General features: G+C 71.3%; 20 protein-coding genes and 1 tRNA gene. 15 read left to right on the top strand and 6 right to left on the bottom strand.

Annotation, left to right across the window (positions count from 1 at the left end; genetic code table 11):
• Window positions 1–8 precede the first annotated feature (8 nt).
• The 4 genes from O7624_RS13840 to topA all read left to right on the top strand — a co-directional run bounded on the left by O7624_RS13840 (window position 9) and on the right by topA (window position 6,922).
• The gene (locus tag O7624_RS13840; protein WP_282240311.1) at window positions 9–2,387 is read left to right on the top strand and encodes a sodium-translocating pyrophosphatase; all 2,379 of its coding nucleotides are present in this window, start codon (window positions 9–11) and stop codon (window positions 2,385–2,387) included.
• 116 nt (window positions 2,388–2,503) lie between these two features.
• Window positions 2,504–3,046 (top strand): hypothetical protein, encoded by a 543-nt coding sequence (locus O7624_RS13835; RefSeq protein WP_093404071.1) that lies wholly within the window; start codon window positions 2,504–2,506, stop codon window positions 3,044–3,046.
• Window positions 3,037–3,804 (top strand): hypothetical protein, encoded by a 768-nt coding sequence (locus tag O7624_RS13830; protein ID WP_282240310.1) that lies wholly within the window; start codon window positions 3,037–3,039, stop codon window positions 3,802–3,804. The genes O7624_RS13835 and O7624_RS13830 overlap by 10 nt, the downstream gene beginning before the upstream one ends.
• A 301-nt stretch (window positions 3,805–4,105) precedes the next feature.
• Window positions 4,106–6,922, top strand: a complete 2,817-nt coding sequence (topA, locus tag O7624_RS13825) for a type I DNA topoisomerase (protein ID WP_282240309.1) — start codon at window positions 4,106–4,108, stop codon at window positions 6,920–6,922.
• A 63-nt stretch (window positions 6,923–6,985) separates the two neighbouring features.
• On the opposite strand, the gene O7624_RS13820 is transcribed toward topA, so the two are convergent.
• Complete coding sequence (locus tag O7624_RS13820; protein ID WP_282240308.1) at window positions 6,986–7,873, bottom strand: DUF559 domain-containing protein; 888 nt, start codon at window positions 7,871–7,873, stop codon at window positions 6,986–6,988.
• Window positions 7,874–8,223: 350 nt separating this feature from the next.
• The gene (locus O7624_RS13815; RefSeq protein ID WP_282240307.1) at window positions 8,224–9,540 is read right to left on the bottom strand and encodes a D-arabinono-1,4-lactone oxidase; all 1,317 of its coding nucleotides are present in this window, start codon (window positions 9,538–9,540) and stop codon (window positions 8,224–8,226) included.
• Window positions 9,541–9,764: 224 nt separating this feature from the next.
• Between O7624_RS13815 and O7624_RS13810 the strand changes: the two genes are divergently transcribed.
• On the top strand, window positions 9,765–10,418 hold the full coding sequence (locus O7624_RS13810) for a TetR family transcriptional regulator (protein ID WP_282240623.1): 654 nt from the start codon (window positions 9,765–9,767) through the stop codon (window positions 10,416–10,418).
• 71 nt (window positions 10,419–10,489) lie between these two features.
• Here O7624_RS13810 and O7624_RS13805 read toward each other — a convergent pair whose 3' ends face one another.
• Window positions 10,490–11,698 carry an amino acid deaminase/aldolase gene (locus O7624_RS13805; RefSeq protein ID WP_282240306.1) on the bottom strand — a complete coding sequence of 403 codons (1,209 nt, stop codon included), beginning with the start codon at window positions 11,696–11,698 and terminating at the stop codon, window positions 10,490–10,492.
• A 382-nt stretch (window positions 11,699–12,080) separates the two neighbouring features.
• Here O7624_RS13805 and tmk point away from each other — a divergent pair, with 382 nt between their 5' ends.
• The 6 genes from tmk (at window position 12,081) to ricT (ending at window position 18,117) form a co-directional block, all read left to right on the top strand.
• Window positions 12,081–14,177, top strand: coding sequence for a dTMP kinase (tmk, locus tag O7624_RS13800; RefSeq protein WP_282240622.1), 2,097 nt, complete (start codon window positions 12,081–12,083; stop codon window positions 14,175–14,177).
• Window positions 14,177–15,391, top strand: coding sequence for a DNA polymerase III subunit delta' (locus tag O7624_RS13795; protein WP_282240305.1), 1,215 nt, complete (start codon window positions 14,177–14,179; stop codon window positions 15,389–15,391). Before tmk ends, O7624_RS13795 begins: the two co-directional genes overlap by 1 nt.
• Window positions 15,392–15,568: 177 nt before the next feature.
• A complete protein-coding gene (locus tag O7624_RS13790) occupies window positions 15,569–15,898 on the top strand; it encodes a YbaB/EbfC family nucleoid-associated protein (protein ID WP_282240304.1) in 330 nt (109 codons plus the stop codon).
• Window position 15,899: 1 nt separating this feature from the next.
• Entirely contained in the window at window positions 15,900–16,205 is a 306-nt protein-coding gene (locus O7624_RS13785; protein WP_093404079.1) for a hypothetical protein, read from the top strand.
• Entirely contained in the window at window positions 16,205–16,909 is a 705-nt protein-coding gene (locus tag O7624_RS13780; protein ID WP_093404213.1) for a hypothetical protein, read from the top strand. Before O7624_RS13785 ends, O7624_RS13780 begins: the two co-directional genes overlap by 1 nt.
• A gap of 368 nt (window positions 16,910–17,277) precedes the next feature.
• Window positions 17,278–18,117 (top strand): regulatory iron-sulfur-containing complex subunit RicT, encoded by an 840-nt coding sequence (gene ricT / locus O7624_RS13775; RefSeq protein ID WP_282240303.1) that lies wholly within the window; start codon window positions 17,278–17,280, stop codon window positions 18,115–18,117.
• Window positions 18,118–18,240: 123 nt separating this feature from the next.
• Here ricT and O7624_RS13770 read toward each other — a convergent pair whose 3' ends face one another.
• Entirely contained in the window at window positions 18,241–20,028 is a 1,788-nt protein-coding gene (locus O7624_RS13770) for a metallophosphoesterase (protein WP_282240302.1), read from the bottom strand.
• A 128-nt stretch (window positions 20,029–20,156) separates the two neighbouring features.
• On the opposite strand from O7624_RS13770, the gene O7624_RS13765 reads away from it, so the two are divergent.
• Window positions 20,157–20,229, top strand: a tRNA-Thr gene (locus O7624_RS13765).
• Window positions 20,230–20,323: 94 nt separating this feature from the next.
• Here the strand turns inward: O7624_RS13765 and O7624_RS13760 are convergent.
• Together O7624_RS13760 and O7624_RS13755 are read right to left on the bottom strand one after the other, a co-directional pair.
• Complete coding sequence (locus O7624_RS13760; RefSeq protein WP_282240301.1) at window positions 20,324–21,568, bottom strand: site-specific integrase; 1,245 nt, start codon at window positions 21,566–21,568, stop codon at window positions 20,324–20,326.
• 2 nt (window positions 21,569–21,570) lie between these two features.
• Window positions 21,571–21,993 carry an XRE family transcriptional regulator gene (locus O7624_RS13755; protein ID WP_282240300.1) on the bottom strand — a complete coding sequence of 141 codons (423 nt, stop codon included), beginning with the start codon at window positions 21,991–21,993 and terminating at the stop codon, window positions 21,571–21,573.
• A gap of 217 nt (window positions 21,994–22,210) precedes the next feature.
• Here O7624_RS13755 and O7624_RS13750 point away from each other — a divergent pair, with 217 nt between their 5' ends.
• The 3 genes from O7624_RS13750 (at window position 22,211) to O7624_RS13740 (ending at window position 23,157) form a co-directional block, all read left to right on the top strand.
• Entirely contained in the window at window positions 22,211–22,450 is a 240-nt protein-coding gene (locus tag O7624_RS13750; protein ID WP_282240299.1) for a helix-turn-helix domain-containing protein, read from the top strand.
• Complete coding sequence (locus O7624_RS13745) at window positions 22,447–22,875, top strand: hypothetical protein (RefSeq protein WP_282240298.1); 429 nt, start codon at window positions 22,447–22,449, stop codon at window positions 22,873–22,875. The genes O7624_RS13750 and O7624_RS13745 overlap by 4 nt, the downstream gene beginning before the upstream one ends.
• Window positions 22,876–22,971: 96 nt before the next feature.
• Window positions 22,972–23,157 (top strand): hypothetical protein, encoded by a 186-nt coding sequence (locus tag O7624_RS13740; RefSeq protein ID WP_282240297.1) that lies wholly within the window; start codon window positions 22,972–22,974, stop codon window positions 23,155–23,157.
• Window positions 23,158–23,186 lie beyond the last annotated feature (29 nt).

Raw genomic sequence — 23,186 nt, 5'->3', positions numbered from 1 at the left:
GGACACAGATGTCCGACACCTTGGCCGCCGAGGGCGGCGGGATCTCCCTCACCGGAGCCAATGTCACGTACGTCGTCATCGCCGCGGTGATCGCGCTGGTCGCGCTCGCCTTCGCCGCCGCCTTGACGAAAACGGTGCTGGCCGCCGGCAAGGGCACCACAAACATGCAGGAGATCTCCGGGGCCGTGCAGGAGGGCGCCTCGGCCTACCTGTTCCGGCAGTTCCGGACCCTGGCGATCTTCGTGGTGATCGCCGTGGTGCTGCTGTTCCTGCTGCCGGTGCACGACACCGACGGCAGCGAAGTCGCGGTGAAGATCGGTCGCTCGCTCTTCTTCGTGGTCGGTGCCCTGTTCAGCGCCTTCATCGGTGGCGCGGGCATGTGGCTGGCGACCCGGGCCAACCTGCGGGTGGCGGCCGCCGCCCGGGAGCGGGAAGGCGGCCGGGAGTCGGCCATGAAGATCGCCTTCCGGACCGGTGGCGTGGTCGGCTTCCTCACCGTCGGTCTCGGCCTCTTCGGCGCCGCGCTCGTCGTCCTGATCTTCCGGGGTGACGCGCCGACGGTGCTGGAGGGCTTCGGCTTCGGCGCCGCGCTGCTGGCCATGTTCATGCGGGTCGGTGGCGGCATCTTCACCAAGGCCGCCGACGTCGGCGCCGACCTGGTCGGCAAGGTCGAGCAGGGTATCCCCGAGGACGACCCGCGCAACGCCGCCACCATCGCCGACAACGTGGGCGACAACGTCGGCGACTGCGCCGGCATGGCCGCCGACCTCTTCGAGTCGTACGCGGTCACCCTGGTCGCCGCGCTCATCCTGGGCCGGGCCGCGTTCGGCACTGACGGCCTGGTGCTGCCGCTGATCATCTCCACGATCGGTGTGCTGGTCGCCATCATCGGCGTCTTCATCACCCGGCTGCGCGCCTCCGACCGCAACGGCCTGACCGCGATCAACCGGGCCTTCTACCTCTCCGCGCTGATCTCTGCGGTGCTGGTCGCGGTGGCCTCGTTCGCCTACCTCCAGCCGTCCTGGACGGCGCAGCTCGGCGACGACTGGCGGACCACCCTCGGCGTCAACGGCGGCGACCCGCTCTTCGGCCCCCGTGGCGTGGTCATCGGTGCGGTGATCATCGGTATCGTGCTGGCCGCCGCCATCCAGGCGCTGACCGGTTACTTCACCGAGACCAACCGGCGCCCGGTGCAGGACATCGGCAAGAGCTCGCAGACCGGTCCGGCCACCGTCATCCTGGCCGGCATCAGCGTCGGCCTGGAGTCGGCGGTCTACTCGGCGCTGCTCATCGGTGCCGGTGTCTTCGGCGCCTTCCTGCTGGGTGGCGGCTCCATCACCCTGTCGCTGTTCGCCGTGGCGCTGGCCGGTACCGGACTGCTCACCACCGTCGGCGTGATCGTCGCGATGGACACGTTCGGCCCGATCTCCGACAACGCCCAGGGTGTGGCCGAGATGTCCGGCGACATCGACGAGCACGGCGCCCGTACGCTCACCGAGCTGGACGCCGTCGGCAACACCACCAAGGCGATCACCAAGGGCATCGCGATCGCCACCGCGGTGCTGGCCGCGACCGCGCTCTTCGGCTCCTACACCGACACGCTGCGAACCGCGTACGCCGACGCCGGGGTGACCGACGTGGGTGCCGAGATCCTCAACGCGTTGAACGTGTCGAACCCGCAGAACCTGGTCGGCCTGATCATCGGCGCGGCGGTGGTGTTCCTCTTCTCCGGTCTGGCCATCAACGCGGTCTCCCGTTCGGCGGGTGCCGTGGTGATGGAGGTCCGTCGGCAGTTCCGCGAGCTGCCCGGGATCATGGACCGCACCCAGCGTCCGGAGTACGGCAAGGTCGTCGACATCTGCACCCGCGACGCGCAGCGTGAGCTGCTCACCCCCGGCCTGCTGGCGATCCTGGCACCGATCGCGGTCGGCTTCGGCCTCGGGCCTGGCGCGCTGGCGTCGTATCTGGCCGGTGCGATCGGTGCCGGCACCCTGATGGCGGTCTTCCTGGCCAACTCCGGTGGTGCCTGGGACAACGCCAAGAAGATGGTCGAGGACGGCGCGTACGGCGGCAAGGGTTCCGAGTCGCACTCCGCGACCGTCATCGGTGACACCGTCGGCGACCCGTTCAAGGACACCGCCGGCCCCGCGATCAACCCGCTGATCAAGGTGATGAACCTGGTGGCGCTGCTGATCGCGCCGGCCGTGGTGGCGTGGAGCGTGGGCGACGACCGCAACGTCGGCCTGCGGGTCACCATCGCGGTGGTGGCGACGTTGATCGTCGTCGCGGCGGTGGTGTTCAGCAAGCGCAAGAGCATCGCGATGGGCGACGACGCCGACAGCGGTTCCGGCAGCGCGGACCCGCGTCCGGAGGAGATCAAGGCCTGACGCGTGGCACAAACGGTCCCCGGTCGGCAGCTGTCTGCCGGCCGGGGCCGTCGCCTGTCCGGACCCGGTACCGATGACCGGTGCCGACCGGGGAGAGAAGCCGTACGCTGCAACGCATGCGTACGTGCCGGGCGGCAGCCGCCGGAAAGTTCACGGTGGTCCTGGCCACGCTGATGATGTTGGTCGCCTGCGGCTCCGATGGCCCCAGTCCGCGGGCCTGGGCCGCCTCGGTCTGTTCGGCGCTCACTCCCTGGCGGGCCGAGATCAGCAAGCTGACCAACAGCACCGACCAGCAGATGACCGCGCAGACCACCCCGGCGCAGGCCAAGGAGAACCTGGTCCGGCTCTTCGGCGGCGCCGAGCAGGCCAGCGAGACCGCCCGGCGCAAGGTGGAGCAGGCCGGGGTGCCCGAGGTCGAGCATGGCGAGGAGGTCTCCGCCGGCTTCCGCGCCTCGCTCGCGTCGATGCGGGACGCCTACGGCCGGGCCCGGACCACCATCGACGGCCTGGGCACCGGTGAGGCCAGCACCTTCTACGAAGGTGTCCAGGCCGCCGTGGAAACCCTCCAGCAGGAGTACGACGCGAGCGCGCTGGACACCAGCCGGCTCGACTCCGAGGAGTTGAAGCGCGCCTTCGACGAGGTACCCGAATGCCGCTGAGCGGTTCCGGCGAGACACCGGCGGCGCAACCGCTGCCGGTGTCCTTCCCACCGCCCGACGAGACCTCACCGGTGCGCCGTCGTCGGCCGACCGGCCGTCGATCCGCCCCCGTCGACCCGCCGGCCGACCACGACGCTGCGGACCGGCCGACACCGGTGCCGGGCGGTGTCACCGGTGCCGATCGGCAACTGGTCTTCTTCGGCGCGGAGACCGGTGAGCCCTCCGTGGCCGACCTGGCCGGGCTGCTCGCCGGCCCGGGCGAGGTGCACCGGATGGGCGGCACGGCCCGGTTGTCGGTGGTGGTGGAGGCGGCGTGGCGGGTGCACGTGCTCATCGCTGAGCTGGCCCAGCGGGGTGTCCGGAGCAGTTGGGCACCCACCGAGGACCAGCGTTACGCGGTGCGGACCGCGTACACCCGGACGATCGTGCCGCTCGCGGCGGCCTGGCTGCGCGGCCCGACGCAGCATCCGCCGCCCGGGTTCCAGCTCGACGGCCGGCGGCTGCGTCTCTGGCTCGCCGCGGCTGGCGTGGCCGATCCGCCCGATTTTCTGCTCCACCTCGGCGGTAGTGACCCGACGCGGTGGGCCGCGGTCGGTGCGGCCCTGGCCACGGCCGGGCTGACCGGTGAGCTGGTCGAGGCCGGACCGGGCGGCCCCGCGTACCGGATCGCGGGCCGTCGCGGGACGCAGCGGCTGGCCGAGCTGGTCGGTGAGCGCCCGCCCGCGAGCCCGCCGTCGGCCTGGCCGACCCGGGCCTGACGGTCGGGCGGCTGTCCGATCGGAGACAGCCAGGTGTCGGGGAACACAGGGAGAATCGGCCGGGTTTGACCTCCACTGAGGGGCTGCCATGGTCACAGCGGCCCGCTCGTCACCCTACCCAGGGTGTACGGTGACGCCGTCTGGCGTGACCACGGATCGTCCGGGGCGGATTGCCGCCCGCGAAACCCGAAACACGGACGGCGCGTTACGTTGGACATCCGGACCGCCGGGCACCGGTGGGCCGAGTGCGCCCCAAGCCGGCCAGGCGCGGCCATTGAGTGGGAATGAGGTCGATACAGACGTGCCGAGCAACGCTGGAACCACCCGTCTGGTCATCGTCGAGTCTCCGGCGAAGGCCAAGACGATCTCGGGCTACCTGGGCCCGGGGTATGTCGTGGAGGCCAGCTTCGGGCACGTCCGTGACCTGCCCCGCAACGCCGCCGACGTGCCAGCCCGCTACAAGGGCGAGTCGTGGGCGCGGCTCGGCGTCGACGTCGACAACGGCTTCCACGCCCTCTACGTCGTCTCCGCCGACCGCAAGCAGCAGATCAGCAAGCTGACCAAGCTGGCCAAGGAGGTCGACGAGATCTTCCTGGCCACGGACGAGGACCGCGAGGGCGAGGCGATCGCCTGGCACCTGGTGGAGACGCTCAAGCCCAAGGTGCCGGTCCGGCGGATGGTGTTCCACGAGATCACCAAGCCGGCGATCCAGGCGGCGGTGGCCAACCCCCGGGAGATCGACCGGGATCTGGTCGACGCCCAGGAGGCCCGGCGCATCCTCGACCGGCTCTACGGCTACGAGGTCTCCCCGGTGCTGTGGAAGAAGGTCATGCCGAAGCTCTCGGCGGGCCGGGTGCAGTCCGTGGCCACCCGGATCGTGGTCGAGCGGGAACGGCAGCGGATGGCCTTCCGCACCGCCGAGTACTGGGACATCCTGGCCACGCTCGCCGTGACCAACCCGGGCGAGGGGCCGCGCAGCTTCAACGCCACCCTGGTCGCGCTGAACGGCGACCGGATCGCCACCGGCAAGGACTTCGAGCCGACCACCGGCCGGGTCCGGCCCGGTGCCGGTGTGGTCCACCTCGACGAGGGCGGCGCCCGAGGGCTCGCCGCCCGCCTGGAGGGGCGGCCGTTCGCCGTCACCCGGGTCGAGGAGAAGCCGTACCGACGCCGCCCGTACGCCCCCTTCATCACCTCCACGCTCCAGCAGGAGGCGGCCCGGAAGTTGCGGTTCTCGTCGCAGCAGACGATGCGCACCGCGCAGCGGCTCTACGAGAACGGCTACATCACCTACATGCGTACCGACTCGGTGAACATGTCGGACACCGCCATCGCCGCGGCCCGCCGGCAGATCGTCGAGCTGTACGGCGAGCGCAGCGTGCCGCCGGAGCCGCGCCGCTACACCGGCAAGGTGAAGAACGCGCAGGAGGCCCACGAGGCGATCCGTCCGGCGGGCGACAACTTCCGCACCCCGGGCGATGTGGCCAAGGAGCTGTCGGCCGAGGAGTTCAAGCTCTACGAGCTGATCTGGCGGCGCACCATCGCCTCGCAGATGACCGACGCCGTCGGCTCCAGTGTCTCGGTGCGGATCCGGGCGACCACCTCCGGCGGCGAGGAGGCCGACTTCGGCGCCACCGGCAAGACCATCACCGACCCGGGCTTCCTGCGGGCGTACGTCGAGTCCAGCGACGACGAGAACGCCGAGGCCGAGGACGCCGAGCGTCGGCTGCCGAACCTGGTCAAGGACCAGCCGCTGACCGCCGACCAACTGGCCGCGCAGGGCCACCACACCCAGCCGCCGGCCCGCTACACCGAGGCGTCGCTGGTGAAGGCCCTGGAGGAGCTGGGCATCGGCCGCCCGTCGACCTACGCGTCGATCATGCAGACGATCCAGGACCGCGGGTACGTCTTCAAGCGCGGCCAGGCGATGATCCCGTCGTTCCTGGCCTTCGCGGTGATCGGGCTGATGGAGCGGCACTACCCGCGTCTGATCGACTACGACTTCACCGCCAGCATGGAGAACGAGCTGGACGAGATCGCCGGTGGCGACCACGCCGCCGTCGATTTCCTCACCGCGTTCTACTTCGGCAGCAGCAACGGCACCGGCGACCAGGCCATCGCGCACGCGGGCGGGCTGAAGAAGCTGGTCACCGAGAACCTCAGCGAGATCGACGCGCGCAGCGTCAACTCGATCCCGCTGTTCACCGACGACGACGGGCGTGAGGTGGTGGTGCGGGTCGGCCGGTACGGGCCGTACCTGCAACGCTCGGTGCCCGGCGAGGAGCAGGCGCCCGCCGCGGAGGGCGAGGAGGCGACCACCCCGGGCGACCGGGCGCCGATCCCGGAAGGGCTCGCGCCGGACGAACTGACCCCGGAGAAGGTGCACGAGCTGTTCCTCGGCGGCGGGGGCGAACGCAAGCTGGGCGACGACCCGGCGACCGGCGAGCCGATCCTGCTCAAGTCCGGCCGGTTCGGTCCGTACGTGGCCAGCGGCGAGCGCAAGTCCTCACTGCTGCGCTCCCAGTCGCCCGACTCGCTCACCCTCGATCAGGCACTCAAGCTGCTCAGCCTGCCCCGGCTGGTCGGGGTCGGCCCGGATGGCGCGGAGGTGTTCGCCAACAACGGCCGCTACGGCCCGTACGTCAAGCGCGGTGACGAGTTCCGGTCGCTGGACTCGGAAGACAAGATGTTCACCGTCACGCTGGACGAGGCCCTGGCGTTGCTGGCCGCACCGAAGACCCGCCAGCGGCGGGCCGCCGCCCCGCCGCTGCGGGAGATGGGCAACGACCCGCTGACCGAGAAGCCCCTGGTCATCAAGGACGGTCGGTTCGGCCCGTACGTCACCGACGGGGAGACCAACGCCTCATTGCGACGCGGCCAGACCCCCGAGGCGTTGAGCCTTGAGGAGGCCTCCGAGATGCTCGCCGAGAAGCGGGCAAAGGGTCCGGCCCCGAAGAAGAAGGCCGCGGCGAAGAAGGCCCCGGCCAAGAAGGCGACGGCGAAGAAGGCGACCAAGTCCACCGCCACCAAGGCCACGAAGACCACCGCCACCAAGGCAGCGGCAAAGAAGACCCCCGCCACCAAGTCCACCCCGGCCAAGGCCCGCACCACCGACTGACCTCGCCGGATCATGGTCCGAAACCGCCCCCTGAAGGGCGCTCGCGGACCAAGATCGGCGTCGTCAGGGGTGCCAACCCGCCGCTGTCAGGGCGGTGCGGAGTTGGGTGATGACCTGGGTGGGCGCTTGGCGGATGGCCCAGGCCGGGAAGCGGAGCACCCGGTCGCCGCGCTGCCACAGGTCGTTCTGCCGGCGCATGTCCGCCCACGCCGCGGCCGGATGGAGATGCTGGCCGCCGTCGATCTCCACGAGCACTCCCCACTCCTCGAACAGCGCGTCCAGGTAGCGGCGCCGGCCGGCGGCATCCCGCCGGACCGCCTGCCGGGTCGGCTCGGGCAACCCGGCGCGCCGGACGAGGGCGAGGAACTCCAACTCCGGCAGGGAGTGAGCGCCACCGGCCGCGTCGACGGCCGTCCGCCGGATCAGGCTGCGCCGTCGGGCGCGGGGCAGGCGATCGAGTACGCGCTGGACATCGTCGCCGCCAACGAGGCGCTGCTGAAATCCGGCCGCGATGATGGCACACGCCTCATGGTCATCGGCCGCCCATTGCGCTGCGTCCACGATCGACCGAGCCGGCATAGTCCGACGCGGTTGCCCGACGTGGAGAACGTCCTCGTCGGCCAGAATGGTGGTGCGGTGCACCCGGACACCGGGTGGCATCGCACGCGGCCGGTGCCCGGCCGGTATGAGCAGGTGCACGAATCCGTCGTCATGTCTGCGCAGGCCCCACGCCCGGGCGGCGCTCAACCCACCGAGCATCGCCGCCGGGCCGGCGGACAGAACGGCGATCCACGGCAGTTGCGTAGGTGTCAAAGGACCGTTGTGCGTCACGTAAACGGCTCGATGCACCTGCCGCCAACGACCGGACGTGACCCGGTGCCGGATGGCCTTCGGTGACAGGTGCCGGCGGGCCTGATCGAGGCTGAGCACCTGCTCCTGGTGGAACAGCAACCAGGTCAGCTCATCCGCGTCGTCCCTCGGAAGCCCTGACCCCCGGCCGCGGAACGCCGCCCTCGGGTCACGGACCCAACCGTCTCGCCAGCCAGCCCTCGGATTCCGTCCACGCCGGCGTTGGTGTGCCCGCTGGACCGCTCGCTCGTCTCGTCGGTGCCCCGGTCCCACCCCGTGCCCCGCTGATCCGCCTTGAACGGATGGCCCCTCCACTGGTCCCGCACCCCGACTTCCCATGCGACCACCCTGCCCGGGCACCTTCTCCCCGCGCTGCCCCTGTGGATAGCCGGCAGATCTTGGTCCGAGAACGCCCCTCAGGGGGCGGATTCGGACCAAGATCCGGGGTGGGTTCAGCCGAGGAGGCTGGTGAGGTAGGGGGTGGTGAAGGTGCGGTGGGGGTCGAGGTGGGCGCGGATGCGCTGGAAGTCGGGCCAGCGGGGATAGGCGGTGGCGAGCGAGGCGGCGTCGCGCCAGTGCAGCTTGCCCCAGTGCGGTCGGCCGCCCAGCCCGGTCGCCACCGCCTCGAAGGCTCGGAAGTACGGCTCGAACGGCATGCCGACGTACTGGTGCAGGGCGAGGTACGCCGAATCACGGCCGTAGGCGGGTGACAACCAGATGCCGTCACCCGCGCTGAAGCGAACCTCGACCGGGAAGAGCACCTTGAACGGCAACCCGTCGATGATGCGGCGCACCGCCGCCAGCGCCTCGGCCAGCGCCTCGCGTGGCAGCGCGTACTCCATCTCCAGGAAGCGGACCCGGCGTGGGCTGCAGAAGACGGCGTCGGAGCGACCGGTGTAGCGACGCTCGCTGAGCGCCCGCGCGGAGATCGCGCTGATGCCCGGCGCCAGGCCCGGCACGGCGCGGCCGAGCCGGCAGGCTCCGGCAAAGACGGTGTTGGCCAGGAAGTCGTCGTCCAACCAACCGCGCCAGCGGGACAGCGGGCGGTCGTCGACGGGTACCCGGTCATTGGTCTTGAGCTGCACCCGGTCTGTGTAGGGAAACCAGAAGAATTCCAGATGATCGTGCGCGTCGACCAGGTCGGGCAGTTGCGCCAGCACCGCATCCAGCGATGCCGGCCGTTCGTGAGCCAGCAGGACGAAGGCGTCCACACAGCGCAGCGTCACCTCGACCAGTACGCCGAGCGAGCCGAGCGCGACCCGGGCGGCGTCGAACACCTCCGGGTGCTCCTCGGCGGAACAGCGCAGCAACTCGCCGGTTGCGGTGAGCAGGGTCAACGCCTCGACGAAGGTGGCCAGGCCGCCGTAGGTCGCACCCGTGCCGTGGGTGCCGGTGGAGATGGCGCCGGCCACGGTCTGCGCGTCGATGTCACCGAGGTTGGGCAGCGCCAGTCGGTGGCCGGCGAGTAGCGCATTCACCTCCCGCAGCGTCATCGCGGCCGGTACGGTGACGAGGCGTCGATCGACGTCCACACGTACGTCGATGGCGAGTCGGGTCAGGTCCATCCGCTGCCCGTCGCTGACCGCGACGGGGGTGAAGGAGTGGCCGCTGCCGACCGGGCGGATCCGCTCACCGGTTTCGGCGGCACGTCGGATCTGCTCGGCGGCCTCGTCAACCGAGGACGGCCGTAGTACGGCGGTGGCCACGCCGCGTTGGTTGCCTGCCCAGTTCGACCAGGCGGCGGTCCTGGTGGCGGTGCTCTCGGCCATGGGCCCGCTCCTCAAGGTGAATATGAACCGAATTCATATCAGGAACGTTGTCCCTGGTAAACACCGCAATCGAGGTCCGCTCGTTGTACCGGTAGTCACGGACTCGTGACGTGCAGATATGTTCATCCGTCGAGAGGGGGTGGCGAGTGTCCACTTCAGCCGCCACGACCGGGCCACTGCGTCGAGTACCAGTGCAGGGTCGTAGTGTCGCGCGGGTCCAGCGGATGCTGGACGCCTGCGCCGAACTCGTCGACGAGGTGGGGTACGAGGGGCTGACCACCACCCTGCTCGCCGAGCGGGCCGAGGTGGCGATCGGGTCGGTCTACCAGTTCTTTCCGGACAAGCGGGCGATCGTGCAGGCGCTGACGCTGCGCACGATGGAGTCCTACCTCCAGCGGCTCGATGAACGCTTCGCCTCGGACGACCTGACCCACTGGTGGGACGGGGTCGACGCGGGGATCGATGAATACATCACGATGCACCGCACCGTTCCCGGGTTCCGTACCCTGCACTTCGGCGACGTGGTCGACCTGCATCTGCTCGATGAGCAGCGGGACAACAACGGGGTGATCGCCGACCAGCTGGCCCGGGTGCTCACCGAGCGATTCGGGCTGGCCGACGTGCCGGACCTGCGTTTCCATCTGGAGATCGCGGTGGAGGCGGCCGACGCCCTGATCAAGCTGGCGTTCCGGCGCAAGCCGGACGGGGACGACCGGGTGCTGACCGAGGCGAAGGCGCTGATCCGGGAGTACCTGCACCGGCAGGTCAACGCTCGGGGTGACGCCGGTCGCCGGCCGGTGGTGCAGCCGGCGAAGCCGGCCGACGACCAGATCGTCGCCGACACCGAGCCCGCGCAGCCGGCGGCCCAACCCGCCTGACACCGACCCGCGCCTGACACCGACCCACCTGGGCCGGCCAAGCCGGGCCGAGACGGCCACCGGCCAGACGGTCAGAGAAAGGCCCGACCCTCGCCCCGGTAGGTCGGCACCGTCGCCACCACCTGGTCGCCGTCCACCAGGTGCAGCTCGTTCACCCGTTCGCACAGTTCGCCCGACTTCGCGTGCCGGAACCAGACCCGGTCGCCGACGCGCAGGTGGGCGGCGGGTGCGCCGGTCAGCGGGGTCTGCACCTCGCCGGCACCTTCGGCGCCGAGCAGGCTGAGCCCGGCGGGCAACCACGGGCGGGGCAGCCGGCTGCGGTCGGCCGAGCCGGAGGCGATCCAGCCACCGCCCAGCACGGTGGCCAGGTCGGGCGTCGGGCGCCGGACCACCCCGCAGGCGAAGAAGGCCGCCGGGGTGGGGCGCCAGGCGCGGTAGGCGTCGAACAGCGTCGGCCCGTACAGGCCCGATCCCGCGGTGATCTCGGTCACCGCGGGATCGGCGCGGGTCGCGGCCACGCTGCCGGTGCCGCCGCCATTGACGAACTCCAGGTCGGCGTGCTCGCGTACGGCGGCCACCGCCGCGCTCCGGCGGACCAGCAGCTCCCGGTACGAACCGCGTTGGGCCAACCGGATCGCGCTGCCGAGCGCCGCCCGCCCGGGCGGTGCGTCGCCCAGGCCGGCGATCTGCGCCTCGTACGACATCAGCCCGACCAGGCGGAAGCCCGGGCGGCCGGCGACGGTGGCGGCCAACCGGCCGGCCGCCCGGGCGCTGTGCACGGGTGACCGGCGGACGCCGACGTGCAGCCGCCCGCCGAGCAGCCGCCACGAGGCGTCCAGGTCCAGGCAGATGCGCAGCTCGGACCGGCGCCCCGGGGGCGACACCGCGTCACAGAAGTCCAGTTGGTCCGGGTCGTCGACCATGAGGGTGATCGCGGCGGCCAGCACCGGATCGGCACCGAGTTCGGTAAGCGCACCTCGGTCGGCGGTGGGGTACGCCACCAGCACGTCGGCGCTGATCCCGGTGCGGACCAGCCAGATCGCCTCGGGCAGGGTGAACGCCATCACCGCGTGCCAGCCCGGCCCGGCCAGCGTGCGGGCGATCAGGTCGCGGCTGCGCACCGATTTGCTGGCGACCCGCAGCGGCTTGCCGCCGGCCAGGTCGACGAGGGCGGCGGCGTTGGCGTCGAAGGCGCCGAGGTCGACCACCGCGTACGGCGGGTCGAGGTGCGCGGTCGCCCGGTCCAGCCGGTGGCGCAGATTCTCGCTGTCGGTAGCCACGTGTGCACGCTAACTGTGAAACGGTGAATGCGAAATACCCTCGCGTCCGCGTTGCCCGGGTCGGGCTGGCCACGGCGGCCTAGGCTCGGCGAGCAGGCGGTGCAGGACGGGAGGACGTCCTTGCCGGGTCTAGAGTGTTCCACCGGGGGTGCCCAGCGATGGGCCGGCACGTGGAGGTACGGCCATCGAAAGCGAGTTCAACGGCGAGTCGTCCGGCGTGTCGCCGTCCACGGACCAACCTGCCGGCACAGCCGGGCAGCCCACCGGTGCGACCGGCCAGTCCGGCGGTGCCCCGAACCAGTCCGGCAAGGCGGGGACGTCGAGCCCGTCGGGCGGCTCCGGCGGCCAACCCGACCTGACCGGGTACGGCGCGATCCGCTCGGTGCTGCGCATCCGGCCGTTCCGACGGCTCTGGATCGTGCTCGGCGCAGCCTCCTTCGGCGACTGGCTCGGCCTGCTCGCCACAAGCGTCTTCGCCGCCGCCCAGGTGGAGGGGAGCACCGCCAAGGGCGCGGCCTTCGGTGGCGTGATCGCGATTCGGCTGTTACCAGCCCTGCTGCTCGGCCCGGTCGCCGGAGTGCTCGCCGACCGGTTCGACAGGCGCTGGACGATGGTCATCTGCGACCTGCTGCGGTTCGTGCTCTTCGCCTCCATCCCGCTCTACGCGCTGACCGGGGCCAGCGGCGCGCGGGTGGTCAGTTGGGCGGCGATCGCCACCTTCCTGATCGAGACGGTCACCCTGCTCTGGATCCCGGCCAAGGAAGCCGCGGTACCGAATCTCATCCCGCGGGCCCGGCTGGAGACGGCCAACCAGCTCACCCTGATCACCACGTACGGCCTGACCCCGGTCTTCGCCGCGATCGTGCTCTCGTCGCTCGACGGCATCATCCGGGGTGCCACCGGCGGCGAGATGCCGGACTGGGCGCAGCCGGCCCAACTCGCGCTCTGGTTCAACGCGCTCTCCCGGCTCGCCACCGCCGTCGTGGTGGCCTTCGGCATCAAGGAGATCAGCCAGGGGCAGACCGACGAACGGGAGCGCACCGAGCAGAGCATGATGCGCCAGTTCACCGAGGGCTGGCGGTTCATCGGGCAGACCCCGCTGGTGCGCGGACTGGTCCTCGGCATCCTCGGTGCCTTCGCCGGCGGCGGCATCGTCATCGGCACGGCCCGGTTCTTCGCCGACTCGCTCGGCGCCGGTGACGCCGCGTTCTACCTGCTGTTCGGCGCGATCTTCATCGGCCTGGCGATCGGTATCGGGCTCGGGCCGATGATCGTGCGGGAGATGTCCCGGCGCCGCTGGTTCGGCATGAGCATCGTGCTGGCCAGCGCCTCGGTGATGACGCTGGCCTTCGCCATCCACCTGTCCATGGCGCTGGTGGGTGCGGTCTTCGTCGGGGCCGGCGCCGGAATGGCCTTCCTCTCCGGCACCACCCTGCTCGGCGGCGAGGTCGCCGACGAGGTACGCGGACGGGTCTTCGCCGTGGTGCAGATCGGTACCCGGCTCGTGCTGATCCTGGCGATCGCGCTCGGGAGCCTGCTGGCCGGTGTCGGTGGCTCCCGCACGCTTACCATCGCCGACCTCGGCATCTCCGTCTCCTCCACCCGCCTGCTGCTGCTCGCTGCCGGCGCGGCCGGCATCTTCGCCGGGATCAGCGCCTTCGGGCAGATGGACGACAAGAAGGGCGTGCCGGTCCTGGCCGACCTGTGGGGGTCGATCCGGGGCCGTCCGCTGATGCCGGCCGAGCCGTTCGTCTCGGCCGGACTCTTCGTGGTGTTCGAGGGCGGCGAGGGCGCCGGCAAGTCGACCCAGCTCGGCAAGCTGGCTGAGCTGCTGCGCGGCCAGGGACGGGACGTGGTGGTCACCCGGGAACCGGGCGCCACCGGCGTCGGTTCCCGGATCAGGTCACTGGTGCTGGACACCACGCCCGACGAGGCGCCCTCCCCGCGCGCCGAGGCGCTGCTCTACGCCGCCGACCGGGCGCATCATGTGGCCACCGTGGTCCGGCCCGCGCTGACCCGGGGCGCGGTCGTGATCAGCGACCGGTACGTCGACTCGTCCCTGGCCTACCAGGGTGCCGGCCGGACGCTGCCGGTCGACGAGGTGTCCTGGCTCTCCTCCTGGGCCACCGGCGGGCTCAAGCCCGATCTGGTGGTGCTGCTCGACGTCGACCCGCGTACCGGGCTGTCCCGGGTCGCGGCGCGCGCGGAGAGCGCCGACCGCCTGGAGGCCGAGTCGATCACCTTCCACGACCGGGTCCGGTACGCCTTCCTCGATCTCGCTGCCGCCGACCCGAAGCGTTACCTGGTCCTCGACGCCGCCCGCTCGGTCGAGGAGATCGCCGAGCGGGTCGCCCGCCGGGTGGAGGAACTGCTCGGCAGCGCCGCCGGGATCGACCACCCGGGTCGGGCGCACGGTCCGGACACCTCGGTGCAGCCCGAGTTATCCCCGTCGGAGCTGGTGACGACGGAGCGGACCTGATGCCGGACGCCTTCGCCGACCTGGTCGGGCAGGACGAGGCGGTGCAGACGCTGCGCCGGGCTGCCTCGGCCGCCGCCGCCGCGCTGCGCGAAACCGGCGAACCCGAGGCGGCCGCCGGCGCTGACCCGGGCGGGGGGATGACCCACGCCTGGATCTTCACCGGACCGCCCGGCTCGGGCCGGTCGGTCGCGGCACGGGCCTTCGCCGCCGCGTTGCAGTGCGTGCACGGCATCGGCTGCGGCGAGTGCCCCGGCTGCCACACCACCCTCGCCGGCACCCACGCCGACGTCCGGCTGGTGGTGCCCGATGGGCTCTCCATCGGGGTGAACGAGATGCGGGCCCTGGTGCTCCGCGCGGCCAGTACGCCGTCCGGTGGGCGCTGGCAGGTCGTCATCATCGAAGACGCCGACCGGTTGACCGAGGCGGCCGGCAACGCACTGCTCAAGGCGGTGGAGGAGCCGCCGCCGCGTACGGTCTTCCTGCTCTGCACGCCGTCCACCCACCCGGACGACATCTCGGTGACCATCCGGTCGCGGTGCCGGGTGGTGCCGTTGCGGCAGCCAGCGGCCGAGGCGGTGGCCGACGTACTCGTCCGTCGGGACGGGATCGCCCCCGACGTGGCGCGTTGGACGGCGGCCGCCACCCAGGGCCATGTGGGGCGGGCCCGCCGGCTGGCGCGTGATCCGCAGGCCCGGGCCCGGCGGGAGGCGGTGCTCGCGGTGCCGCGTCGGCTCACCGGCGTGGGTGCCGCCTTCGACGCGGCGTCCGCGCTGATCGAGGCCGCCGAGGCGGAGGCCGAGGCGTCGGTCGCGGAGATCGATACCGCGGAGCGCGCGGCGCTGGAGACGGCGCTCGGCGCTGGCGGCACCGGTCGAGGTGCGGCCGGTGCCGCCCGGGGAGCCGCCGGGCAACTGAAGGAACTGGAACGACGCCAGAAGTCACGGGCGACCCGGGCCCAGCGGGACGCGCTGGACCGGGCTCTGGTGGACCTCGCCGCCTTCTACCGCGACGCGCTGACCATGGCGCTGGGTGCGCCGGTGTCGCCCGTGCACTCCGACACCGCCGAGCTGGCCGAGGCGGGCGCTCGTAGCTGGCAGGCGGAGGGGGCGCTGCGGCGCCTGGAGGCGGTGCTCACCTGTCGCGCCGCGATCGAGGCCAACGTCAAGCCCCGGATCGCCGTCGAGGCGATGATGCTCGCCCTCTGGAAGGGCTGACCGCCGCCGGCCCGGTGCAACACCTCGGCGAACGGCCGTGCCCTCGCGCCCCCGGCCAGCCCGTGGCTGGACCGTTGTCCACAGGCATCGACAGGCGCAATTCACGTGCGGTACGGTCCGGTGTGCCGCGGTGACGGTGGCGGCACGCACAGTGATGAAACCGGGAGGAGTCCGGCGATGCCGCGGGGTGAGATCGACGAGGCGTGGATCGAGGAGGCGGTCCGGCGCTACCGCCGCATCGAGTCCCTCCAGGCCGAGTTCGACCAGGCCGTGGCGACGGTCGAAGTCACCGTCCGCTCACCGGACGGCCTGGTCGAGGTGGTGGTCACCGCCGGCGGCCGGATCACCGACGTGCGCTTCCTCGGCCCCCTGCACACCCGGGCACCGCGTGACGTCGCCGACTCGGTGCGGGCCGCGGTCACCGCCGCCACCGACGCTGCCGAGTGGGCGAGGGAAAAGCTGCACAACGAGACCTTTACCGCCTACCGACCGCTGACGGGGGCCTGAGATGGACAGCCTTCGCATCCTGGCTGGCCGCCTCGACGAGGCCAGCGCCACGCTTACCGCGCTCTCCCGATCGGTCACCGCCGGGGACCCGGCGCAGGTGGCGTTCGGCGCCGACGCCCCCGGCCGACCGGGCGAGATTGGTCGGGCGTTGCACAGGCAGTGGGTGGCCGCCACCGGTGATCGGGCCCGGGAGGCGCACACCGCTGCCGCGCAGGTGGCGTCCGTGGCCGCCGCGCTGCGCGAGGCCGCCGACCGCTACTCTGACATCGATTCCGCCGTCTCCCGCCGGCTCGCCGGTGAGGCGTGATGGATTTCCTCGACCGGCTCGCCGAGCCCGGCCTTGACCTGCTGGGGCGGGTGGACACGCTGCTCGCGGCGGGTGCTCCCGAGGGGCACCGGGTCTGGCCGCTGCTGCGCCGGATGCAGGTGCTGCCCGGTGACGCGCTGCGCGGCTTCCTCGACCTGCGGCCGGGGCCGCTGGCCACCGCCGGGCACGCCGTCCGCCGGCACGTGCACGGCTACGACCACGCCTGCGCCGCGCTGACCGACCCGTTGCTCTGGTCCGGCTCGGCCGCCATGGCGTACGGCCAGTCCCGGGCGGCGCTCCTGCGGCACCTTGACGAGGGCCCCGAGAGCCTGGTCGGGCGGCTGGAAGCCACCGCCGGCTACGCCGACGCGCTCGCCGACTGGGTGGAAGGCAGCCGGCTCGCCGTGGCCCGGGCCCTGGCCGAGGCGATCGGCTCGGCCGAGGCGGTAGCCGTCGTCGCCGCCACCTCGGTCCACCGGACGGCGGCGGGCTCCGGGGCGTCCGGGTCGGGTGGGGTGGCCGCCGCCGAGATCGGCGCCCGGCTGCTGGCGGTGCTCTGCGTCGCGTACGACGGCGCGGAGACCCTGTTGCGGCAGTGGTCACCGAGCCTCGCCGAGTCGCCGTGGCGGCCGGGGGGCGGGCGGTTCCGCCCGGACACCGGTAACGGCCCGGCTGGCGGTCGGACGACCCGCGTCGGCTGGTGAGGCCGACGAGACCATCCGGTCGTCGTCGGGCGTCGTCAACACCGTCGCCGATGCCGGGGCTCGCGCGTGCACAGGGTGCACGGCGCCGCTCGCGGGCACCCTTGCGAGTGGCCCGTCAGCGACGCCGTGACCTTCCCTGCACCCCCCGCAGGTCTGCTCTCCACTCAACGCGTTCGGGTCGGTCTTGTCCCGCCCGTGACGCAGGTTTCAGCCGTCCGGGCGGCATCGTCGTACCGGTGGTTGGGATGGGGGTCGGTCGAGTCGACAATCGTGGATGGCTGCGCGGCGTGCCGGCGGCGCGGGCTCTGGTGGAACGCTGCCGCCGATCGACCCGGCGCGTTCCCGCCCGCGCGACGTAGGGTGAGGGGATGGGCATGCTCTGCGCGGTCAGCTTTCAGCGGTACGGGCGTCTCTACTACCTCGACCCCGGCGAGCTGAGTCCGCAGGTCGGCGACAAGGTGCTGGTGCCCACCGACGACGGCCCCGAGGTGGCGGAGTGCGTGTGGGCGGCGCAGTGGGTCACCGACGACACGGCGGGTTTTCCCCGGCTGGCCGGGATCGCTCAGGAGGAGGACCTGCGCCGCGACGAGGAACTGCGGCGGCGCAAGGCCGAGGCGAAGGTCGCGGCCAAACGGCTGATCCGCGAGCACGGCCTGCCGATGAAGGTGGTGGCGGTCGACCACGTGCTCGGCAACGGTGAGGGTGGCGGTGAGCGCAGCACCATCTACTTCACCGCCCCGCACCGGGTGGACTTCCGCTCCCTGGTCCGCGATCTCGGCGCGACCCTGCACTGCCGGGTGGAGCTGCGCCAGCTGTCAGCCCGCGATTCCGCACGGGTGCAGGGTGGGATCGGCTCCTGCGGCCGGGATCTGTGCTGCGCCACCTTCCTCAACGACTTCGAGCCGGTCACCATCCGGATGGCCAAGGACCAGGATCTTCCTCTCAACCCGCTGCGCATCTCCGGCGCGTGCGGTCGGCTGATGTGCTGCCTGAAGTACGAACATCCCCTGTACGCCAACTTCGCCGAATCCGCCCCGGCGATCGGCGCCCGCGTCACCACGCCGGAGGGGGAGGGCCGAGTGGTCGGTCACAGCGTCCCGAGGGACGCGGTCACCGTCCGTCTGGACGCCGACGGCTCGCGCTCCAGGTGCTCCCGCGCCGACGTCTGCGGCTCCCGCCGCGCCTACGACCAACCCCCCACCCCCTGACCACCCCCCCCGCGACCCCGGCACGCTGACCCCGCCCCCAGCCGCGGTGATCAAGAAGTTTTGGCCCTGGAACGGCACTGCGGAGGGCGCAAACTTCTTGATCACCTCGACGGGTCGGGGTGGTCAGGTGAGGGTTACGGGGGGTTCGGCTAGGCGGGGGGTCAGGGGGGTGGTGGGGGTCAGCCAGGAGGAGTCGGGGGACTGGTCGGGGGTGACCTGCCAGTCGCGGGCTACCCGGTCGACGGCGATCGGGTAGAGGGTGAGGGTGCCGTCCGGATCGATGCGCATCCTGACGAAGCCCTTGGCGTCCTCGATTCCCTGCCCGGCGAACAGCTCATTGACGTTCACCCCGAAAGCGCTCGCGAGCAGCAGGTACGCGGCCACAAGTTGGCTGGCCACCAGACCGATCACCGGCAGGTAGACCACTGCCGCGGCTACCGCCGGCAGCGGCCAGGACCAGTCGTGGAACGGCAGGGCGAGCCAGGCCCAGGTGCCGACGGCGGCCAACCCGACGTGCGCCAACCCGTGCCCGACGCCGAGGATCCAGTGCCGGGCGTGCCGCTTGCCGCTGGAACTGGGCGGCTTCGCGAACATCGCCGCCGCGAGCACCGTCACCAGCACCATCAGCACCAACGGCACGCTGAACAGCCGCTGCTCGGAGGCTTCGGACCGGAAGTCGGTCACGCCGGCCATGGAGAGCATCAGCAGGGTTTGCAGCACGCCCAGCAACGTCGAGAAGCCCGGGTTGCGGCGCGGCAGCCGGGCGAAGATCCCCCAGCCGTACCGGCGGGAGCGGGCAGCGTCGGGGTAGCGGCCCGCCAACTCGTACGCCTGCGACGGGCTGGACCGGCGGGCCAGGGTGTCGGGCGGTGGCACCTCGATGCGCTCGGGCAGCTTGTGCGTCGGGTACAGGTAGGCGCCACCGCTGCCGGAGGTGACCAGCTGCCGCCCGTCCGGCCCGGTGTACCGCGCGTAGTGGTGCAGGTCGCCGGAGATCAGCAGCCGGACCTGGGCGCCGGTGGGCGCGACGATGGTCCGGATGAAGTAGTCGATCGAGTCGTACGCGGTCGGCTGGTCGACGGCCTTCACCCAGGCCGGAGCCGGCACCGCCAGGATCACCCGGCTCTGCGGCCCCAGCCGCTTCGCGACCGCGTCGAAGTAGGTGAGCTGCGGGTCGTCGACGTACGAGCCGGACTGGTCGTCGAGTCCGAGCAGCCACCAGTCCGCCGGCAGTTCGGCGGCGAAGTACGACCGGGACTGGCCGGTACGCCAGCCGCCGAAGTGCCGGTCCCGGGTACGGACGAACAGCCGCAGGAAAGCGGTCAGCCCGTCGTACCAGTCGTGATTGCCGGGCACTGCGAAGATCGTCGGCTGCTCCGCCGGGGTGGCCGGCAGTGCCGCCTGGTACGGCCCCTTGCACCGGTCCTCGTACGCCGCGTACTCCGCCGACGGGTAGACCTGGTCGCCACCCATGACCAGGGTCTGTGCCCTGGGCAGCCGGTGCCCGTCCACGATGATCTCCCGCTGGGCGAGCAGGTAGGCCACCGAGTAGGTGGCGTTGAACCCGTCACCCAGGTCGGCCACGTAGTCGAGCCAGAGCCCCCCGTCCGGCCCCACCTGCCGGGAGATCTCCGCGTCCAGCGCCTTCTGCAGCTCCCGCTTGTCCAGGTAGGCCCCGAACAGCATCGCCAGCAGCGTACGCAGGCCGGTGCTGATCAGCAGGAACGGCGCGAGCCACGGCACCGGCTTGCGGGGCGTGAAACCCAGCTCCAGCGGATCGGTGCTGCGGGGTCGCCGCGCCGCCCGACCTCCGGCGGCCTCCCCGGCGTACGGCCCCTGCGGCTGAATCCGATCGCCGGGCGAGGGCCCGACATCGCCCGGTTCGTCGCGAGAGGTGTGATCGTCGGTCATTCGCCGCAGCGTAGTGCGGCCCGGCTGACCCGACGACCCCGGAAACGCCCCGGACGCCCGGTTCATTCGACCCGGCAGCAATCCCGCTCGGCCCCACAGCGGAGCGTGCCGTACACTTGACCACCGTTGCCGCCTTAGCTCAGTCGGCAGAGCGACGCACTCGTAATGCGTAGGTCGACGGTTCGATTCCGTCAGGCGGCTCGGCAACGAAAAGGGCCTCTGGCCTCGGGTGGAAGCCCGAGGGCCAGAGGCCCTTTTCTATGGCTTCACGATCAACAGTGTACGGGGTGGTGTACTACGCCTCATCTTCCTCATCGTCATCGTCACCATCCGTGGCATCGGCCCCCTCGTCACCCATCAGAAGGGTGCCCATCCGGTCCGTGGCATCACGGGTCAGCTCGTCGACGACCTTCGCGTAGACCTGCGTGGTGCGCAGTTCCGTGTGCCCCAGCACCACCTGGACCACCTCGATCGGTACGCCCTGGGCAATCATCAGCGTCGCCGCGGTGCCCCTGGCGTCGTGTAGGCGGACCCTCTTCACGCCAGCGGCGGCGAGCAGATCCACCCACGCCTGGTAGTCCTGGCGGGGATCCAGCGGCCGGCCATCAGTCTGAGTAAAGACATAATCGCCGTCCTGCCACCACTCCGCCGCCGCCTCCTTTTCCGAGCGCTGCTCCTTGCGGTGCTGCTTCAACTTGGCGATCAACGGCTTCGGGATCGGCAGCGTCCGCTCGCTCTTGCCCTTCGGGTCGACCAGCACCAGGCCACCCTTCGACCGCTTCGGGCAGTCAGCCCCTCGCTTCTTGCCGCAGGTGCCATCACAGCCGTGCTCGTAGATTCGCCGCCGCAGCTGCTTCGGGATCTCCATCTCGCCGGTTTTCAGGTCGACGTGCGCCCACCGCAGCCCGAGCGCCTCTCCCTGCCTCAGCCCGAGGGCGAGGGCCACCGACCAGCGCGCCGAATTCCTCACCCCTGCGGTCGCCGCTAGAACCCTCAACGCCTCTGGCTCGGTCAGGTAGGACATCTTCGGCGACTTGCCCGACGGGGCGTCGATCAGCTTCGCCACGTTCCGGGTCACCATGCCGCGCCGCAGCGCAACCTCCAGGGCCCGGGTCATGATGCGGTGCACCTTCAACGCGTGACTCGGGGCTTTGCCCTGCCGCTCCATCGCCAGATACATGGCGTCGAGCTGCTCCGGCTTCAACTTGTCCAGCCGTGTCTTGCCCAGGTGCGGGTAGATCCAGTTGCGGCACTTCGACCGGTAGTCGTAGAGGGTTTCCGGGTTGCACCGGCGCGGCGCGACGTCGGCGAGGTACGTCTCCATCCACGACTGAACGGTCGGCGCCCGTCCCGCTTTCGTCACCGCTCCGGATCGCCGCTGCGCGAGCAGCTCGTCGACGCGTGCGACCGCCTCGTCTTTCGTCTTGCGGCGTACGTGCCGCTGATCGGCCCGGCCGTTCGGCTTGGTGCCGACGGTGACGTAGGCGTGCCACCAGCCGTCGTCGCCCTGCTTGATCGTGGGATAGGGGAGGCGCGGCACGGTCAGTCCTGGCCTGCGGCCTTCCGGCCGTTAGTCCCGCCCTGGCCGATGATGAGCCGCAGCATGTTCCGGATCGACTCCTTACGGCTGTCCGGCACTCCCGGGTTCATCAGCTCCCGCTGAATGGCCCGCAGCTCCGGCTCGAAGGCGGTGTCCGGCTCGGTGCTGGGCTTGCCGTCGACACCCCACCCGAGCGCCCGGTACGCAGCCCGCGACGGAATCTCCAGGCCCTCGCAGAAGGAGTCGACCTGGCTGGGGCGTGGGTCCTTCGACCATTCGCCGTCGCGCCACCGGTAGAAGGTGGTCGAGCCCACGCCGGTGCGACGTTCGATCTCCTTGATGCTGAGACGCCGGTGCTTGGCGTCTTCGAGGGCCTTGGCGACGAAGCGGCCGAAGGCAGCACGACGCGCTTCGAGGGAAGCCATGGGTGCAAGATAGGTCCCGAAGTCGGGACGACTCTCCCGAGATCGGGCAGATGCCCGAGTTCGGCGACGGTGCTCAGGACGAGTCTGCTCGTCGATGACACTGGCTGAACTGGCATGCATGGGTCACACGATACGGCAGATATGCCTAGCCGAATGATGACCGAAAATCTGACGTGTCCCCTTGTTCGGGGAACGCTGGCAGTCGTAGTCTGTCCCCATGTTCGGGAATGAAGACCCTCAGATCCCCGAGAACGGGGAGTCCTCCATCCCGTATCGACTGCTCTACCCGGTGCCTGAGGTGGCTCAACTCTTGAGTCTCTCCGAGCGCGAGGTGTGGCGGCTCATCGATACGGGCCAACTCAAGAGCCGCAAGGTCGGCCGCCGTCGGCTGGTCCACCGAGACCACCTCGCCGCCTTCGCCTCCGCCAGCGGCGAGCCGGCCGAGGTCGCAGCATGAACACCCTCCGCAAGCCCATCAGGACGTCAACCGGGCTGCTCCTCTACGGCCGATGGCCGCAGAACATGCCAACCACGGGGGAGGGGCCCTACATCGCCGCCCTCGCTGACCAGACCCGCGGTGCGTGCGAGGTAAAGCTGCCGGTGGGCCGAGCGGACGTCGTTGCCGAACGCATCGTCTTCGAGGTCGAGCCAGCCAAGCAGTGGCGAACCGCGGTTCGGCAGGTGCTCGGCTACGCCGGGCAGACCCGGCTCACACCGGCAATCGCCCTGTTTGGCCGGGCGGACTACCTGCGCATCTACCTGTTCGTCCGCGACCGCCTGCCCGGCGTGCAGCTCTGGATTCACCGCCACAGGTGGGAGTGGACGACGAGCCGCGTAGCCGCCCAGCGGAAGTACGACCCGGCGCACGACCTCGCCGCCTGAGCACCACCCCGGCGGCCATCCGGCCCCGGAAACACCTAGCGCCCCGCCATCCCGGCAAGGAAGCAGCGGAGCGCCAGATCAGGAAGAAGGTACCCGATGAACGGGACCAACGATCTCACCCGCGCCCTGAACAACGCCCTACACGGCTCCATCGTCGCGATCGGTCAGCTCGTCGACGCGGGTGAGATGACCGCCGAGCAGGCCCTCGCCCGGATCCGCGCCCGACAGGCCGAGACGCAGGCCGCGATCGACGCCGTGCGCACCCAGGACGGTGCCCGGTGAGCGCCCCGATCAGCCCCCGCCGACGACCG

Source organism: Verrucosispora sp. WMMD1129 (genome assembly GCF_029581255.1).
Taxonomy (GTDB): Bacteria; Actinomycetota; Actinomycetes; order Mycobacteriales; family Micromonosporaceae; genus Micromonospora; species Micromonospora sediminimaris.
Note: the sequence above shows the minus strand (reverse complement) of the source record. Positions and strands in the feature narration are given on the sequence as shown.

Coding starts and splice junctions, on each gene's coding strand:
- O7624_RS13840 (WP_282240311.1), top strand. CDS start 9: ATGTCCGACACCTTGGCCGCCGAGGGCGGCGGGATCTCCCTCACCGGA.
- O7624_RS13835 (WP_093404071.1), top strand. CDS start 2,504: ATGCGTACGTGCCGGGCGGCAGCCGCCGGAAAGTTCACGGTGGTCCTG.
- O7624_RS13830 (WP_282240310.1), top strand. CDS start 3,037: ATGCCGCTGAGCGGTTCCGGCGAGACACCGGCGGCGCAACCGCTGCCG.
- O7624_RS13815 (WP_282240307.1), bottom strand. CDS start 9,540: ATGGCCGAGAGCACCGCCACCAGGACCGCCGCCTGGTCGAACTGGGCA.
- O7624_RS13810 (WP_282240623.1), top strand. CDS start 9,765: ATGCTGGACGCCTGCGCCGAACTCGTCGACGAGGTGGGGTACGAGGGG.
- O7624_RS13795 (WP_282240305.1), top strand. CDS start 14,177: ATGCCGGACGCCTTCGCCGACCTGGTCGGGCAGGACGAGGCGGTGCAG.
- O7624_RS13790 (WP_282240304.1), top strand. CDS start 15,569: ATGCCGCGGGGTGAGATCGACGAGGCGTGGATCGAGGAGGCGGTCCGG.
- O7624_RS13785 (WP_093404079.1), top strand. CDS start 15,900: ATGGACAGCCTTCGCATCCTGGCTGGCCGCCTCGACGAGGCCAGCGCC.
- O7624_RS13780 (WP_093404213.1), top strand. CDS start 16,205: ATGGATTTCCTCGACCGGCTCGCCGAGCCCGGCCTTGACCTGCTGGGG.
- ricT (WP_282240303.1), top strand. CDS start 17,278: ATGGGCATGCTCTGCGCGGTCAGCTTTCAGCGGTACGGGCGTCTCTAC.
- O7624_RS13770 (WP_282240302.1), bottom strand. CDS start 20,028: ATGACCGACGATCACACCTCTCGCGACGAACCGGGCGATGTCGGGCCC.
- O7624_RS13755 (WP_282240300.1), bottom strand. CDS start 21,993: ATGGCTTCCCTCGAAGCGCGTCGTGCTGCCTTCGGCCGCTTCGTCGCC.
- O7624_RS13750 (WP_282240299.1), top strand. CDS start 22,211: ATGTTCGGGAATGAAGACCCTCAGATCCCCGAGAACGGGGAGTCCTCC.
- O7624_RS13745 (WP_282240298.1), top strand. CDS start 22,447: ATGAACACCCTCCGCAAGCCCATCAGGACGTCAACCGGGCTGCTCCTC.
- O7624_RS13740 (WP_282240297.1), top strand. CDS start 22,972: ATGAACGGGACCAACGATCTCACCCGCGCCCTGAACAACGCCCTACAC.